Below are 16,189 nucleotides of genomic sequence, written 5' to 3'. Positions count from 1 at the left end.
AGCTAATAACGCGGACCTTTGGCTCGCGCAATATCTATTCAAATGCCTGAACCTTTGATTTCTTCGCCGATTACGGCTGCTTTTTCACCCGCTCATCAACCCAGCTACGCAAGATCTGTACGTCTTCGCGCCACTCAAGCTTCAGCTCGTCAATCCACTCTTCTACGTTGTCCCACCAGGCGGGCAGCGTCGGCGTTTGGATTTGACGGGCGACGGTTTGCAGATGCTTTAATCCGATAGAACCCGAGGCGCCTTTGATTTTATGCGCCTCTTCGGTAATACCCTTTTGATCCCGCGCCGTCATATTGGAATCTAAAACCGCCAGATAGCCCGGCATCACCTGTTCATACATCGCGATGCCGTCAAGAATCAACTTGGGTCCCACCAGCTCGATATACTGCTCCAACATGGTTAAATCGAGTATATCCTCGTTAGACTTCATCGCGTTTTTCTCCTGTAGGTTCGGTAACGCCTTCGCATGAGTATCGCCAATTTTATTAATCACCACCATCAAATCCGGAACGGATAACGGTTTGTTCAGCACGTCGTCCATGCCCGCATTAAGGTATTCACGCTTATCCTTTAATACGTTTGCCGTTAACGCCACCAGCGGCGGGATCTCTTCGGTCCTGTAGGTTTCCCTGACTTGGCGAGCAATATCAAAGCCGGTCATATCCGGCAGTTGGATGTCTAAAAGCACCAGATCGTATACGTAGGGTTTGAATTTTTCCAACGCTTCCGTGCCGGTCATGGCGACGTCGACGTGATGGCCCAGCTTTTCCAGTACGGAACGGGCGACAATGACGTTGAGCTCAATGTCTTCAACCAGCAAAACGTTAAGTTCAGGAGGCGGCGCTTCGGGCTTATGGAGCGGCTCTTCAAGTTGGGAAACCGCGTCCGCCTTAATAAAGACGGTAAACTGCGTGCCCTTGCCCACTTCACTCTTAACAAAGATATCGCCGCCCATGGCCTGAGCCAGCCGCAGAGAAATCGCCAAACCAATCCCCGTGCCGGTGGCGGGTCGCCCACCGTGCTCGCTGGGCACCTGATAGTACATCGCGAAGATTTTGTCGGTTTCTTCCTGCGGTATGCCTATGCCGGTATCCTCGACCTCAAAGCAGAATTGGCTTTCCCCCTCGCGGCGAACGCGAACGGAGATCCCTCCCTCTTTGGTAAACTTGACCGCGTTGCCGATCAGGTTCCACAGAATCTGCCGCAGGCGAGTGCCGTCGGTAATGATAAAGTTTGGCAGCTCTTTACTGTATTCCAGCGTAAAGTTGAGCCCTTTTGGCTCAACCAGCAGGCCGGAGAGGTTTTCCAGATCTGACAGGAAGGCGAAAAGATCGAGCGGCGCTAAGTCCAGCTGCGTCTTCCGCCGTTCGATCTTGTCGAGCTCGATGACGTCGTTAAAAATATAGCCAAGCGTGGTGGCGCTGACGTAAATAGTGCGTAAATACTTCAGCTGCTCATCATTAAGCTCGGTATCCAGCAGAATGCGGCTTAGGCCTACGATGCCGTTAAGCGGCGTTCTAAGCTCGTGGCTGATGGTGGAAATGAAAGTGGTTTTATCGCGGCTCGCTTTCTCTAGCGCGTCCTGATAGCGCTTGCGTTCGGTGATGTCGCGCCCGAATCCCATCAGGCCGTGGCGCTTGCCGTCCAGCGCGTAGAAGGGCACTTTACGCACTTCAAAACAGGCCTTGCGCCCGTCAGGATAGTCGAGCCACTGTTCATAGGTCAGAGACACGTTGTGGCGAAACACTTTGTCGTCGGTTTCGACAACCTTTTCCGCCACCTCTTTGGGGTACAGATCGCTTGCCGTCAGGCCAATAAGCTGCTTTTCGCTACGCCCGGTCAACAGTTCCATAGCCCGGTTACAGCCGGAGAATCGCCCGTTCTCATCGCGGTAATAAACCAAGTCGGGAGACGAATCAAGAAACGAGCGCAGGAACACGGACTGCTGTTCATATTCGGTCTGCGCCTGCTGGCGTTGGACTATCTCAATCTGCAGCTCTTCAATCGCGCTCTCTCTCGCCTCTTCCGCCTTAATACGCTCACGGATTTCCTGATTCAGGCGCTCAATGTTGTCCTGCAGCTTGTGGTTAAGTTCAAGGTCGCGCGTGCGCATCTCTTCCAGCGTTTCGACAAGCTTTGCCAAACGCTGGCGGGAGTCCTCAAGCTGTTCCACCACGATGGAAAGAAAATAGACCGCCCAGGGCGTTACCAGCAGGCCAAAAAAGATCGAACGAACAACGTCTATGCGTTCGATGTTGCCGTTTAGCGCGGCGGTAACGGAGATTTGTACCGTAAAAGCAAGAACGATAAGGATAGAGGCCAACAGCAGAGAAAATCGCACCAGCCCCAGCTTTACCATAGCGTTAACGTAGTACTGGGCCAGTTTTCTCAGTTGCTTCATGGTGACTCCCGACATGACAGTGCGTCGAAGTTACAACAAAATGCGCGATAATTCACGCACATACTCTAAATAATTCGAAATAACTCGCGCGCCGAGAAGAGAAACGCCCGCAGGTAAAAACATAACGAGTATAAACAATAAAATACCGCTGCGGCGAGCGGAGAAACACACATTATAAAGGCGCTTTTAACCATCACAAGGCTGAGCCCTGCCCACCCGCCTGCGCCAGGCGGGCTTCAATGCCGTTCATCGCCAGCCAGCGGTTTTCACACCACAGGGGCGCCAAGAGCGTTGGACGCCGCGCCGTAGCCGAAATGCGATGATAGACCACTTCCACAGGCGTGTGCCTTATCATCTCGCTGGCGATATCAACGTACTCTTCAAGGGTAAGCGCTTGCAAACGCCCTGCGCTCCAAGCCTTCGCCATAATGCTCCCCGTAACGACGTGGAGGGGATGCAGCTTAATGCCGTCGGTTCCTTCCGCAGTCACTTTTTCCAACGTACTCAGGCTTTCCGCCATTCTCTCGCCGGGCAGCCCAACGATAAGGTGAGTGCATACTTTTATTCCCCGCAGCCTCGCCGCTCTGGCCGTCGCGCAATAGCAGGCAAAGTCGTGGCCGCGGTTAATTCGCTTGAGCGTTTTGTCGCTGGCGCTCTGTAAGCCCAGCTCAAGCCAAACTTCGTACCCCTGCCGACAGTAACTCGCCAGCAGATCCAGCACCGGCTCAGATACGCAGTCGGGCCTCGTTCCCACGCAGATGCCGACGATGTCGGTCTGCGCCAGCGCCTGTTGGTACATATCCCTCAGCAGGCAAAGCTCCGCATAGGTGCTGGTATAAGCCTGAAAATAGGCCAAATAGCGTTTCGCGCGATTGACCTTCTGAGCCTGCGTCGCCAACTGTTCGGCAATGCTTTTATACTGCTGGGCTTCATCAGAGAAAGAGGCGACGTTACAAAACGTACATCCCCCTCTTCCCAGCGTGCCGTCCCGATTGGGGCAGTTGAAGCCGCCGTGCAGCGTCAGCTTATGTATTTTTTCACCATAGCGTCGCTGTAAATCCGCGCCGAACATGTTGACATACTGGTGAAGTTGCATAGTTAACCTGAGCGCTTTCTCGTTGCCGTTGATGCCAGAGATCGTCTGGCTAAAAGAGCCACAATCTACCGATAATTCCCCTTCTACGGCACGACAGAGATCAAACCGTCAGGGATCCGTAATCTGCGCTTTTTTATTATTAGTCAAAGTGAAGCGGCGAATAGAATCATGATTTCTTTTCATACCGTTCCTCAACGACTCAATAACATCTCCACAACAAATTACGCAATTAAATACCAAATAAAAATAGTTTGTAAGGATATCATACCAGATTAAACGACAATATAAGCATATGACTGCGACGTTCCGCGGGCTATATAGTGACTTAGGTCACAGTTTATTTTTCTTCAGATTTAAAACTCGAATCTCAATTGATCAATAAAATAATTGTTTTTCAAATAATTAAATTAAAATAATAAAATCCCCCCCCTTTTTATCAGCCATTTGACCTGAATTCTCTTTGTATATTAAGTTGGAGTCACAAACGTTTCTCTGGGCCTTTGGATGAGGCTCTCCGCCAAACCGGTCCGGCATTCTACGTTCAGTACGCCATCCGCGCTGGCGCACTATTTCGCTCTGGCTAACGCCAGACTGAGCCTGATATTCAATGATTGAAGTCGCGCCAGCGCAGCACGTGGCGGGTTTACTGGTGTCCGCTATTTGGTTAGTAGAGAAATGAAAAACAATAAATTAAAAAACGATACATAACGTTAATTGCACAGCACAAATGCACAATATATGGAGCAACGGGAGAGCAACATCATGCTATACGACGCGTCTAAACAGCGTGACAACTGCGGCTTTGGGCTTATCGCCCACATAGAGGGCGAACCCAGCCACAAGGTTGTCAGAACGGCTATTCACGGCCTGTCACGCATGCAGCACCGGGGTGCTATTCTCTCCGATGGGAAAACCGGCGACGGCTGCGGCCTGCTGCTGCAAAAGCCCGATCGCTTTTTCCGCCTGGTCGCCGAAGAGCAGGGCTGGAGGCTGGCCAAGAATTACGCGGTCGGCATGCTGTTTTTAAGCCAAAATGAAAAAGAGGCGAAGGCCAGCCGCGCGATCGTTGAAGAAGAACTCACGCGCGAAACGCTGTCGGTCGTCGGCTGGCGTACGGTGCCGACCAATCCTGACATGCTGGGTGAAATCGCCCTGTCGTCGCTGCCGCGCATTGAACAAATCTTTGTTAACGCGCCGGCGGGCTGGCGCTCCGTTGACATGGAGCGCCGCTTGTTTATGGCGCGCCGCCGCATTGAACAGCGGGTACAGGACGATACTTTCTACGTTTGCAGCCTGTCGAACGTCGTTATTATTTACAAAGGCTTATGTATGCCCGTCGACCTGCCGAGGTTTTATCTCGACCTCGCGGACCTGCGCCTTGAGTCTTCCATCTGCCTGTTTCACCAGCGTTTTTCTACCAACACCGTGCCGAGATGGCCGCTCGCCCAGCCGTTTCGCTATCTGGCGCACAACGGCGAAATCAACACGATTACCGGCAACCGCCAGTGGGCCAGAGCGCGCTCCTACAAGTTCAAGACGCCGCTTATTCCCGACCTGCAGGACGCCGCGCCGTTCGTTAACGAGACCGGCTCCGACTCAAGCTCTCTGGACAACATGCTGGAGCTTCTGCTCAACGGCGGTATGGATCTGGTTCGCGCCATGCGCCTTTTAGTCCCGCCGGCCTGGCAGAACAATCCGGACATGGACGAAGAGCTACGCGCCTTCTTCGACTTTAACTCCATGCACATGGAACCGTGGGACGGCCCGGCGGGGATCGTCATGTCCGACGGGCGCTACGCGACCTGTAGCCTGGATCGCAACGGCCTGCGCCCGGCACGCTACGTTATCACCAAAGACCGGCTTATCACCTGCGCTTCTGAAGTCGGCATTTGGGACTATCAGCCCGACGAAGTGCTGGAAAAAGGCCGCGTCGGCCCCGGCGAGCTGCTGGTTATCGACACGCGCACCGGCAGAATTCTTCGCAACAACGAAACCGATAACGATCTAAAGGGACGCCACCCCTACCTAAGCTGGATGAGCAAAAACGTCCGCCGCCTGACGGCCTATGAGGCGCTGCCCGATGACCAAATCGGCCAGCGGGAATTCGACGACGCCCGTCTGCTCGCCTACCAGAAGCAGTTTGCCTACAGCAGCGAAGAGCTGGAACAGATCCTCCGCGTTCTGGGAGAAAACGGCCAGGAGGCCACCGGCTCTATGGGCGACGATACGCCCTTCGCCGTGCTTTCCAGCCGCCCGCGCATTATTTACGACTACTTCCGCCAGCAGTTTGCACAGGTCACTAACCCGCCTATCGATCCGCTGCGCGAATCCCACGTGATGTCTTTGGCGACCAATATCGGTCGTGAGATGAACGTATTCTGCGAAGCCGAGGGGCAGGCCCACCGCCTAAGCTTCCCTTCGCCGGTTCTGCTTTACTCTGACTTCGTCCAGCTCACGACGATGAAAGAGGAATACTACCGCGCAGACACCATCGATATCACCTACGATCCGGAAAAGTCGGGTCTGAAGGACGCAATCCTCGCCGTTTGCAAGCAGGCGGAACAAAAGGTTCGCCAGGGTGCCGTGCTGCTGGTGCTGTCTGATCGCAATATCGTTCCCGGTCGCCTGCCGATCCCCGCGCCTATGGCGGTCGGCGCGCTGCAAACCCGGCTGGTCAATGCCAACCTGCGCTGCGATGCCAACATCATCGTTGAAACCGCCAGCGCGCGCGACCCGCACCACTTCGCGGTGCTGCTCGGCATCGGCGCGACCGCCATCTATCCCTATCTGGCCTACGAGTCGCTGGCAGGGATGGTGGAAAGCGGCGTGATAGACAAACCGCAGCGCAAGGTGATGCTTAACTACCGCAACGGCATCAACAAGGGGCTTTATAAAATTATGTCTAAAATGGGCATATCTACTATCGCCTCCTACCGCTGCTCCCAGCTGTTTGAGGCCGTTGGGCTGCATGCAGAACTGACCGAGCTTTGCTTTAACGGATTTACCAGCCGCATTGGCGGCGCTGATTTTGACGACTTCCAGCGCGATCTGCTAAACCTTTCCAAGCGGGCATGGCTCGCACGCAAGCCACTGGATCAGGGCGGGCTGCTGAAATTCGTCCACGGCGGGGAGTATCACGCCTATAACCCGGACGTCGTTACCTCGCTTCAAGCGGCGGTAAAAAGCGGCAGCTATGAGGACTATCAGGTCTATGCAGGGCTGGTCAACAGCCGTCCGGCCACCACGCTGCGCGACCTGCTGACATTGAAACCAACAGATCCGTCGCAGGCCATCGCGCTTGAAAGCGTAGAGCCTGTCGAATCGCTGTTCACCCGCTTTGACAGCGCCGCCATGTCAATAGGCGCGCTAAGCCCGGAGGCCCACGAATCGTTGGCTATCGCCATGAACACGCTGGGCGGCAAGTCCAACTCCGGCGAAGGCGGTGAAGACCCCGTACGCTACGGCACCAATAAGGTGTCCCGCATCAAGCAGGTCGCCTCGGGCCGCTTTGGGGTTACGCCCGCCTATCTGGTTAACGCGGACGTCATTCAGGTAAAAGTCGCTCAGGGCGCCAAGCCCGGCGAAGGCGGCCAGCTGCCCGGCGACAAGGTCACCCCCTATATCGCGAAGCTTCGCTACTCGGTGCCCGGCGTTACGCTGATTTCTCCACCGCCGCATCACGATATTTATTCGATCGAGGATCTGGCTCAGCTGATTTTTGACCTCAAGCAGGTCAACGATCGGGCGCTGATTTCCGTTAAGCTGGTATCCGAACCGGGCGTCGGCACCATCGCTACCGGCGTGGCAAAAGCCTATGCCGACCTTATCACTATCGCTGGCTACGACGGCGGCACCGGCGCCAGCCCGCTGACGTCGGTGAAGTATGCCGGCTCGCCGTGGGAACTTGGGCTGGCCGAAACCCAGCAGGCGCTGGTGGCCAACGGCCTGCGCCACAAAATCCGCCTGCAGGTGGATGGAGGCCTGAAAACCGGGCTGGACATCGTCAAGGCGGCGATCCTCGGCGCGGAGAGCTTCGGCTTCGGCACCGGGCCAATGGTAGCGCTAGGCTGCAAATATCTGCGCATCTGCCACTTAAACAACTGCGCGACCGGCGTCGCTACGCAGGATGAAAAGCTGCGCCGCGAGCACTATCACGGCCTGCCGGAAAGAGTTATGAACTACTTCCGCTTCGTTGCAGAAGAAACGCGTCGGATCATGGCGGAGCTGGGCGTAGCTCAACTGACTGACCTTATCGGACGGACCGACCTGCTCATCGAGCTGGAAGGCTTTTCCGCCAAGCAGCAGAAGCTTGATCTTTCTTCGCTGCTGGCGTGCGCTCAGCCGCATCCGGGCAAAGCGCTTTACTGTACCGAAAACAACCCTCCCTTCGATAAGGGAATGCTGAACCAAACGCTGCTGTCGCAGGCATCGCCCTTCGTTCAGGCCAAACAGAGCAAGTCGTTCTATTTCGACATTCGCAACACTGACCGCTCCGTCGGCGCGGCCCTGTCCGGCGCAATCGCGCGCCAGCATGGCGATCAGGGGCTGGCGGGTTCTCCGATCAAGGTCAATTTCAACGGCACTGCGGGCCAAAGCTTCGGCGTGTGGAACGCCGGCGGCGTTGAGCTTTCGCTCACCGGGGACGCCAACGACTACGTCGGCAAAGGCATGGCGGGCGGCGTCATTGTCATTCGCCCGCCGGTCGGCTCTGCGTTTAAGAGCCACGAAGCGTCGATTATCGGCAACACCTGCCTGTACGGCGCCACCGGCGGCAAGCTGTTCGCCGCCGGGCGCGCGGGCGAACGATTCGCCGTACGCAACTCCGGCGCGCTTACGGTGGTTGAAGGCATCGGCGACAACGGCTGTGAATACATGACCGGCGGCATCGTCTGTATTCTTGGACGTACCGGTATCAACTTCGGCGCGGGCATGACAGGAGGGTTTGCCTACGTGCTTGATGAAGACAGGGAGTTTCGCAAGCGGGTCAACGCCGAGCTGGTTGACGTACTGGCGGTGGACGAACTGCCGATCCACGAAGAGCACCTGCGCGGCCTGATCACCGAACACGTCCAGCACACCGGCTCCGCCCGTGCCGAAGAGATCCTGGCCAACTGGTCGCAGTGGTCCACCCTGTTCGTTTTAATCAAGCCCAAGTCCAGCGACGTCAAGGCGCTGCTTGGCCACCGCAGCCGCTCCAGCGCAGAGCTGCGGATCCTGGCGCAGTAAGAGAGAGGTCATCATGAGCGAAAACGTTTATCAATTTATCGACCTACAGCGCATCGATCCGCCCAAAAAGCCGCTGAACATCCGCAAAATACAGTTTGTGGAAATATATGAGCCCTTTCTGGACACTCAGGCCAAAGCGCAGGCCGATCGCTGTCTGTCCTGCGGTAACCCTTACTGCGAGTGGAAGTGCCCGGTGCATAACTACATTCCGAACTGGCTGAAGCTGGCCAACGAAGGGCGCATCATGGAGGCGGCAACGCTTGCCCACCAGACCAACAGCCTGCCGGAAGTGTGCGGACGCGTCTGCCCTCAGGACAGGCTGTGCGAAGGCGCCTGTACGCTCAACGACGAATTCGGCGCCGTCACTATCGGCAACATCGAGCGCTACATTACCGACCGCGCGCTGGCCGAAGGCTGGAAGCCGGACATGTCGCAGGTCAAGCCTACCGGTAAGCGCATTGCCATTATAGGTGCAGGCCCGGCCGGCCTCGCCTGTGCTGACGTGTTGGCCCGCAACGGCGTACAGGCGGTCGTATTCGACCGCCATCCTGAAATAGGCGGCCTGCTGACCTTCGGCATCCCCTCTTTCAAGTTGGATAAAGCGGTGATGACCCGTCGGCGAGAAATCTTTACCGAAATGGGCATTGAGTTTCGTCTCAATACCGAAATCGGAAAAGACGTTAAGCTGGACGCGCTGGTTGAAGAGTTTGACGGCGTGTTTCTCGCCGTCGGCACCTACCAATCGATGGCCGGAGGCCTGCCCAACGAAGAGGCCAACGGCGTACTCAACGCGCTGCCCTACCTTATCGCCAATACCAAGCACCTGATGGGCTACTCTTCAACCAAAGAGGAACCCTACGTCAGCCTTGAAGGCAAGCGGGTTGTCGTGCTGGGCGGGGGCGATACCGCCATGGACTGCGTCAGAACCGCCGTTCGTCAGGGCGCATCGCAGGTAATCTGCGCTTATCGACGGGATGAAAAAAACATGCCGGGCTCGCGCCGCGAGGTCAAAAACGCGCGCGAAGAAGGCGCTGAATTCATGTTCAACCTGCAGCCGATAAGCATTGAGGTTGACGCGGTCGGCCAAGTCAGCGGCGTTAAGGTTGTGCGCACCGAACTGGGCGCGCCGGACGAAAAAGGACGCCGCTCGCCCCAGCCGGTAAAAGGTTCGGAACATACCCTAAGCGCTGACGCCGTCATCATGGCATTCGGCTTCCAACCGCACGCCATGCCGTGGCTGAAAGACTTCGGCGTTACGCTTGATAGCCGCGGCAGGATTTCCGCGCCCGACGTCGGGGAGTATCCGTATCAAACCGGCAACGAAAAAATCTTTGCCGGCGGCGACGCAGTACGAGGTTCCGACCTGGTAGTGACGGCCATCGCCGAAGGAAGGAAGGCGGCTGAAAGCATGATGTCTTACCTCGGCGTTTAACCGAGTTGAAAAACGCAAGAAGGCGATCGGGCGATCGCCTTTTTGCTATTCTTTCACTCATTAGGATGCGTACTTCTCCGCAACTTCCTCTGATGCATGCTTAATAAACAGCCCACGCAGCCATTGAACCGCAGGATCGTGGTGCACGCGGTGGTGCCAAATCAAACGGGTGAAAAACGTTCGGGAGTCGCAGGGATAGGGTAAAACCTCCAGGTCAGCCATCTTCGCAAAGTGCAGCGCCGTTTGCCGCGGCAGCGTCAGGACAAAATCCGTTTCGGCCAGCACCATCGGCGCAGCTAAAAAATAGGGCACCGTCATTGCGATATCAAACTCGCCCGTTTGCGGAAATGCGGCTTCATCAAGCGCGTAGCCCTGTTCCTGTTTTCCATCGTGCACCATCACCTGTATGCGCCGATAGCCGTTGATTTTCTCCTGCGTCAGCCGGTTTCCCTCCTGTATGTAACTCACCAACGGATGTCCCTTGCGCACAACGCAGGAGTATGACGTCTGAAACAGGTTTATTTCGTGGAAATCGGGCGGCATCGTCACCAGAGGAAAAATCGCAAGGTCCATTCTGCCGTATTTAAGGCTGGAACAGAGATCGTTGCCGATAGGCAGAATCTCAATTCTGGCCTTTGGCGCCTGGTCAAACAGCTCTTTTATCACGCGGGAAAAGATGGAAAACACGCCGTTATCCACTGCGCCAAGATAAAGCGTCCGCGTTAGCGTTTCAGGCCTGAATATATCCGGTTCGGTCAGCCTTTCCAGCTCCAGCAGCGCGGCCGTAATGCGAGGGGAAAGCGCCTTCGCTCTGGGCGTAGCCTGCATGCCGTATCCCGCTTTGATAAACAGGTTATCGTTAAAAATAGATCTCAGCTTGGTCAACGCTCTGCTAGCCGCTGCCTGACTCATTCCCTGCTTGTTGGCCGCCAGCGTCAAAGACTCTGTTTCTGACAGCGCTCTGAACAATCCAAGAAGTTCAGTATCCAGAGGTACATTTTCCACTTTACGCATGATCGTTATCCGGAAAGGGCTCTTTATCTCTTTTTAGAGATAACCTACTATCGCCATAAAGTAAATAAATGTAAAAAACGTAACGTGATCCAGTTCAAACTTATATCAAATAACTATTTGATTAAATTGAATTAAGACCGTTAATAACTTAGATAAATCATCTACTAATCGTAAATTTTCTCATATCTTATTTAACATAATTAATGAAAGAGGTATGACCATCAAAATAAAAAGGCAAAGGAATCACGTAGTTACTTAATCGTCATCGAATAATTACGGGTTGCCTTCAGAATTTAGTTATAACGCTTTGAAAACAAAAGTAACGAGTCGCTTTTTTACATAAACGCGACGGGACTTTTACGGCCTTAAGACTTACGGGGCAAACAGACGGTTTAATCAAAACGACGCCCTCAAGATTTGCAAAATTATTATTGCCAACTCAGGAGAGAATCATGTTTACAAAGACCAGAAAAACGCTGGTAGCTAGTGCAATCGTATTAGCCTTCGGCTTGACCGCAACCAGCGCGCTTGCCGCAGGCTTTAAGCCGCCTCAGCCGGCGGCAAGCCTGGGCGCCGTCATCGTGGATCCGTACGGCAATGCCCCGCTGACGGCTCTGGTTGAGCTCGACGGCCACAAGATTTCCGACGTTAAGGTTGTCGTTCACGGTAAAGGCGATAAGGGCGTAGATATTAAATACGACGTCGGCGCCGAAGCGCTGAAAAACTACGACGGCGTTCCCATCTTCGGCCTTTATCAAAAGCACGACAACAAGGTGACCGTTGAGTTTAAAGAAAACGGCAAGCCGATGAAGGACGAATACACGATAAAAACGTCCGCCATCGTAAACAACTATATGGACAACCGTTCTATCACCGACCTGCAGGAAACGAAGGTCGTCAAGGTCGCTCCTGGTTTTGAAGACCGCCTTTATCTGGTCAATACTCACACCTTTACCGCCCGCGGCTCTGATCTGCACTGGCACGGCGAAAAAGACAAAAATGCCGGCATTCTTGACGCAGGCCCGGCGGGCGGCGCCCTGCCTTTTGACATCGCGCCGTTCACCTTCATCGTTGACACTCAGGGTGAATACCGCTGGTGGCTGGATCAAAACGCCACCTACGACGGTCGCGACGTTAACATTAACAAACGCGGCTACCTGATGGGCATCCGCGAGACGCCTCGCGGTACGTTTACCGCCGTTCAGGGCCAGCACTGGTACGAGTTTGACATGATGGGCCAGATTCTGGTCGATCATAAGCTTCCCCGCGGCTTCCAGGATGCAACCCACGAGTCGATTGAAACCTCCAAAGGCACCGTGCTGCTGCGCGTCGGTAAACGCAACTATAAGCGCGATGACGGCCTTCACGTTCACACTATCCGTGACCACATTATCGAAGTGGACAAAGCGGGCCGCGTTCTCGACGTTTGGGACCTCAACCTGATCCTCGACCCGCTGCGCGACAGCCTGCTGGGCGCGCTGGATGCCGGTGCGGTTTGCGTTAACGTCGACTTGGCCCACGCGGGCCAACAGGCCAAGCTTGAGCCGGATACGCCGTACGGCGACGCTTTGGGCGTTGGCCCTGGCCGCAACTGGGCGCACGTCAACTCCATCGCCTACGACGATAAGGATGACTCCATCATTCTTTCTTTCCGCCATCAGGGCGTCGTAAAAGTCACCCGCGACAAGAAGGTGAAGTGGATTCTGGCGCCGTCCAAAGGCTGGAACGAGAAGCTGGCGCCGAAGCTGCTTAAGCCGGTGGACGCTAACGGCAAGCCGCTCAAGTGTGACGAAAACGGCAAGTGTGAAAACACCGACTTCGACTTTGTTTACACCCAGCACACCGCTTGGCTTTCCAGCAAGGGGACGTTAACGATTTTCGATAACGGCGACGGCCGCAACCTTGAACAACCCGCGCTGCCAACCATGAAGTACTCGCGCTTTGTTGAATACAAGGTTGATGAAAAGAACATGACCGTTCAGCAGGTCTGGGAATACGGCAAAGACCGCGGCTATGACTGGTATAGCCCAATCACCTCTATCGTTGAATATCAGCCTGACCGCAACACCATGTTTGGCTTCGGCGGCTCGATTCACCTGTTTGACGTCGGTCAGCCAACCATCGGTAAACTGAATGAAATCGATTACAAAACCAAAGAGGTCAAGGTAGAAATCGACGTTCTGTCAGACAAACCAAACCAGACGCACTATCGTGCCGTACTGGTTCGCCCAGAAAACATGTTTAAAAAGTAACTAACCCAAAGGCCCCGCACTGCGGGGCCTTTAAATGCCAACTTAAAAATATTTATGCATCAAGGAGTTATTCCATGTATACCAGTCCGTTTAAGAAAGTATTTAAAAGCGTTCTGTGCGCAGGCCTGCTGGCTACGTCATTTATGGCGTCAGCCTTTACTGAGGGAACTGACTATGTCGTTTTGGAAAAGCCAATTCCTAACGCCGAAAAGACGCTGATTAAGGTCTTCAGCTATGCCTGCCCGTTCTGCTACAAGTATGATAAGGCCGTAACGGCTCAGGTCTCTGAAAAAGTGGCCGACGTCGTGACCTTCGTCCCCTTCCACCTGGAAACAAAAGGTGAATATGGTCGTCAAGGCAGCGAAGTTTTCGCCGTACTGATCGCCAAAGATCAGGCCGCAGGCCTCTCCCTGTTTGACGCAAATTCACAGTTTAAAAAGGCCAAATTCGCCTATTACGCCGCCTACCACGATAAGAAGGAGCGCTGGTCTGACGGTAAAGATCCGGACGCCTTTATCAAAACGGGTCTGGACGCAGCCGGTATGAGCAGAGCCGATTTCGACACCGCGCTGAAAGATCCAAAGGTTCAGGAAACGTTGGAAAAATGGAAAGCGGCCTATGACGTCGCCAAGATCCAGGGCGTTCCGGCCTACGTCGTCAACGGCAAGTATTTGATCCTGACCAAGAGCATCAAGTCTGTCGACTCTATGGCCGACTTAATCAAAGAGCTGGCCGCTAAATAAGGATTTCACATTATGTTTAAGAAAATGTGGAGAGACCTGCGTACTACTCCGGTAGATACGCTGGTGAGATGGCAAGAACAGCGCTTCCTGTGGCTTCTGATGGTAGTTGTCATGGGTGGGCTTATCATTCTTGCGCACTCGTTTTTTCAAATCTATCTCTACATGGCGCCCTGTGAACAGTGTGTATACATCCGCTTTGCCATGTTCGTTATGGTCATTGGCGGGCTTATTGCTGCAATCAATCCCAAAAATGTAGTTCTAAAGCTGATTGGCTGTATTGCCGCATTTTATGGCGCCATTACGGGAATGCTTTACTCCATTAAGCTGAACAATATACACCACGCCGTTCACAGCCCGGATGCGCTGTTCGGCGTTCAGGGGTGCTCTACCGATCCTAACTTCCCCTTTGGCCTCCCTTTGGCCCAATGGGCGCCCGAGTGGTTCATGCCTACCGGCGACTGCGGTTACGATGCTCCTATCGTTCCGGACGGCGTAACGCTGAGCAGCTTCCAGCAGTTTTTTGTCGACATGTACGTTCAGGCCGAAGGATGGTACCTCATCCCTTCACTGAAGTTTATGAACATGGCGCAATCCTGCTTCCTGGCGTTCGGGCTTTGCTTCCTCATTTTGGTGGTTATGACCATCGCCTGGGGAATCAAGCTTACCCGAGGTAACAGTAAAAAGACGGCCATTGCATAGCCGGTGAGATAGATGCAAAAAGGCGAAGCACAATGCTTCGCCTTTTTTATTTTTCTATTCGCCGTACGCTACAGCTACTTCACGACTCTCAGAGCGGGCCTTCCGCGAGGCGGCGGCGTAGGTTCATCATCATCTCCATCGGCGTCGCTTTTTCCAGCGGACTCTTCCTGCGTTGATACCAGATGGATCCCGCTTTCGGGCTGAATCTCATCGGAAAAGATCTCTTCCTGCTCAAAGCCGTGCGCATCCGGATACTCTTCTGGCTCAAACGCCATCCCGGCTCCGTTCTCTCTGGCGTAGATAGCCAATACGGCCGCCAAAGGGATCTCTACGCGGCGAGGAACGCCGCCGAAGCGAGCATTGAATCGAATTTCATCATTGCCCAGCTCCAGATTACCGACGGAACGCGGCGCGATGTTTAAAACTATCTGCCCGTCGCGAACGAACTCCATAGGAACAACGACGCCTACAACCGTGGCGTCGACGATCAGGTGGGGCGTCAGCCCATTGTCCAACAGCCAGTCATTAACGGCTCGCAGCAGATAGGGTCGACGAGGCGTCATCCCGCTTATCCTCTCATCTGCAGGCGCATTTCGCGCTCAACTTCCGTGAGTGAAGCTAAGAACGACTCGCGCTCGAATACGCGGTTCATATAGGCCTTAATCTCTTTCGCGCCGCTTCCGCTAATCTCAATGCCCATTTGCGGCAAACGCCAAAGCAGCGGAGCAAGATAGCAGTCAACCAGGCTAAACTCTTCGCTCATAAAATAAGGCGATTCGTTGAAAATAGGCGCAATAGCCAGAAGCTCTTCACGCAGCTGCTTGCGTGCTGCGTCAGCGTCCTGAGCGCTGCCGGTCAGGATAGCGTCGAGCAGCGAATACCAGTCCTGCTCAATACGGTGCATCATCAGGCGGCTGGTGCCGCGGGCGACGGGATAAACCGGCATTAGCGGAGGATGGGGGAAACGCTCGTCCAAATATTCCATAATGATTTGGGACTTATACAGCGTCAGCTCGCGATCGACCAGCGTAGGGACAGAACCATAAGGATTCAGGTCGATTAAATCCTGCGGCAGGTTATCCATGTCGACCTGTTCAATCTCAACGCTCACACCCTTTTCAGCCAGAACGATACGAACCTGATGGCTATAAATATCAGCCGGGCCGGAAAACAGCGTCATTACCGAACGTTTATTGGCAGCGACAGCCATGAAAACCTCCAAGTTTCTCAATTGATAGCTTATGTATAGTGACAGCGGCGGCTTAAGCGTTCATCCGCCAAACGCCTGTCTCAATAGGGAACATCAGTAATAGA

The 16,189-nt window shown here is 54.4% G+C and carries 10 protein-coding genes; 5 read left to right on the top strand and 5 right to left on the bottom strand.

Annotated elements, in window-relative coordinates:
• Positions 1-70 precede the first annotated feature (70 nt).
• Together arcB and mnmL are read right to left on the bottom strand one after the other, a co-directional pair.
• Entirely contained in the window at positions 71-2,413 is a 2,343-nt protein-coding gene (gene arcB, locus G544_RS0112405) for an aerobic respiration two-component sensor histidine kinase ArcB (protein ID WP_027274906.1), read from the bottom strand.
• 193 nt (positions 2,414-2,606) lie between these two features.
• Positions 2,607-3,509 (bottom strand): tRNA modification radical SAM protein MnmL/YtqA, encoded by a 903-nt coding sequence (gene mnmL / locus G544_RS0112400; RefSeq protein WP_027274905.1) that lies wholly within the window; start codon positions 3,507-3,509, stop codon positions 2,607-2,609.
• 762 nt (positions 3,510-4,271) lie between these two features.
• On the opposite strand from mnmL, the gene gltB reads away from it, so the two are divergent.
• Positions 4,272-8,735, top strand: a complete 4,464-nt coding sequence (gene gltB / locus G544_RS0112395) for a glutamate synthase large subunit (RefSeq protein ID WP_027274904.1) — start codon at positions 4,272-4,274, stop codon at positions 8,733-8,735.
• Between the two features lie 13 nt (positions 8,736-8,748).
• The gene (locus G544_RS0112390; RefSeq protein ID WP_027274903.1) at positions 8,749-10,167 is read left to right on the top strand and encodes an FAD-dependent oxidoreductase; all 1,419 of its coding nucleotides are present in this window, start codon (positions 8,749-8,751) and stop codon (positions 10,165-10,167) included.
• A gap of 60 nt (positions 10,168-10,227) precedes the next feature.
• On the opposite strand, the gene G544_RS20490 is transcribed toward G544_RS0112390, so the two are convergent.
• Positions 10,228-11,181: a LysR family transcriptional regulator gene (locus G544_RS20490; protein WP_051155727.1), complete on the bottom strand. Its 954-nt coding sequence runs from the start codon at positions 11,179-11,181 to the stop codon at positions 10,228-10,230.
• A gap of 452 nt (positions 11,182-11,633) precedes the next feature.
• Here G544_RS20490 and G544_RS0112380 point away from each other — a divergent pair, with 452 nt between their 5' ends.
• The 3 genes from G544_RS0112380 (at position 11,634) to dsbI (ending at position 14,875) form a co-directional block, all read left to right on the top strand.
• Positions 11,634-13,433, top strand: coding sequence for an aryl-sulfate sulfotransferase (locus G544_RS0112380; protein WP_027274902.1), 1,800 nt, complete (start codon positions 11,634-11,636; stop codon positions 13,431-13,433).
• A 74-nt stretch (positions 13,434-13,507) separates the two neighbouring features.
• Positions 13,508-14,176, top strand: a complete 669-nt coding sequence (locus tag G544_RS0112375) for a thiol:disulfide interchange protein DsbA/DsbL (protein WP_027274901.1) — start codon at positions 13,508-13,510, stop codon at positions 14,174-14,176.
• Positions 14,177-14,188: 12 nt separating this feature from the next.
• Positions 14,189-14,875 (top strand): protein-disulfide oxidoreductase DsbI, encoded by a 687-nt coding sequence (gene dsbI, locus G544_RS0112370; protein WP_027274900.1) that lies wholly within the window; start codon positions 14,189-14,191, stop codon positions 14,873-14,875.
• A gap of 74 nt (positions 14,876-14,949) precedes the next feature.
• Here the strand turns inward: dsbI and sspB are convergent, their stop codons facing one another.
• Positions 14,950-15,438, bottom strand: a complete 489-nt coding sequence (sspB, locus tag G544_RS0112365; protein ID WP_027274899.1) for a ClpXP protease specificity-enhancing factor — start codon at positions 15,436-15,438, stop codon at positions 14,950-14,952.
• Between the two features lie 5 nt (positions 15,439-15,443).
• Positions 15,444-16,085 carry a stringent starvation protein SspA gene (gene sspA / locus G544_RS0112360; RefSeq protein WP_027274898.1) on the bottom strand — a complete coding sequence of 214 codons (642 nt, stop codon included), beginning with the start codon at positions 16,083-16,085 and terminating at the stop codon, positions 15,444-15,446.
• Positions 16,086-16,189: the final 104 nt, after the last annotated feature.

Source organism: Leminorella grimontii ATCC 33999 = DSM 5078 (assembly GCF_000439085.1).
GTDB lineage: Bacteria > Pseudomonadota > Gammaproteobacteria > Enterobacterales > Enterobacteriaceae > Leminorella > Leminorella grimontii.
The sequence above is the reverse complement of the archived record's forward strand: the minus strand, read 5'-3'. Positions and strand labels throughout refer to the sequence as shown.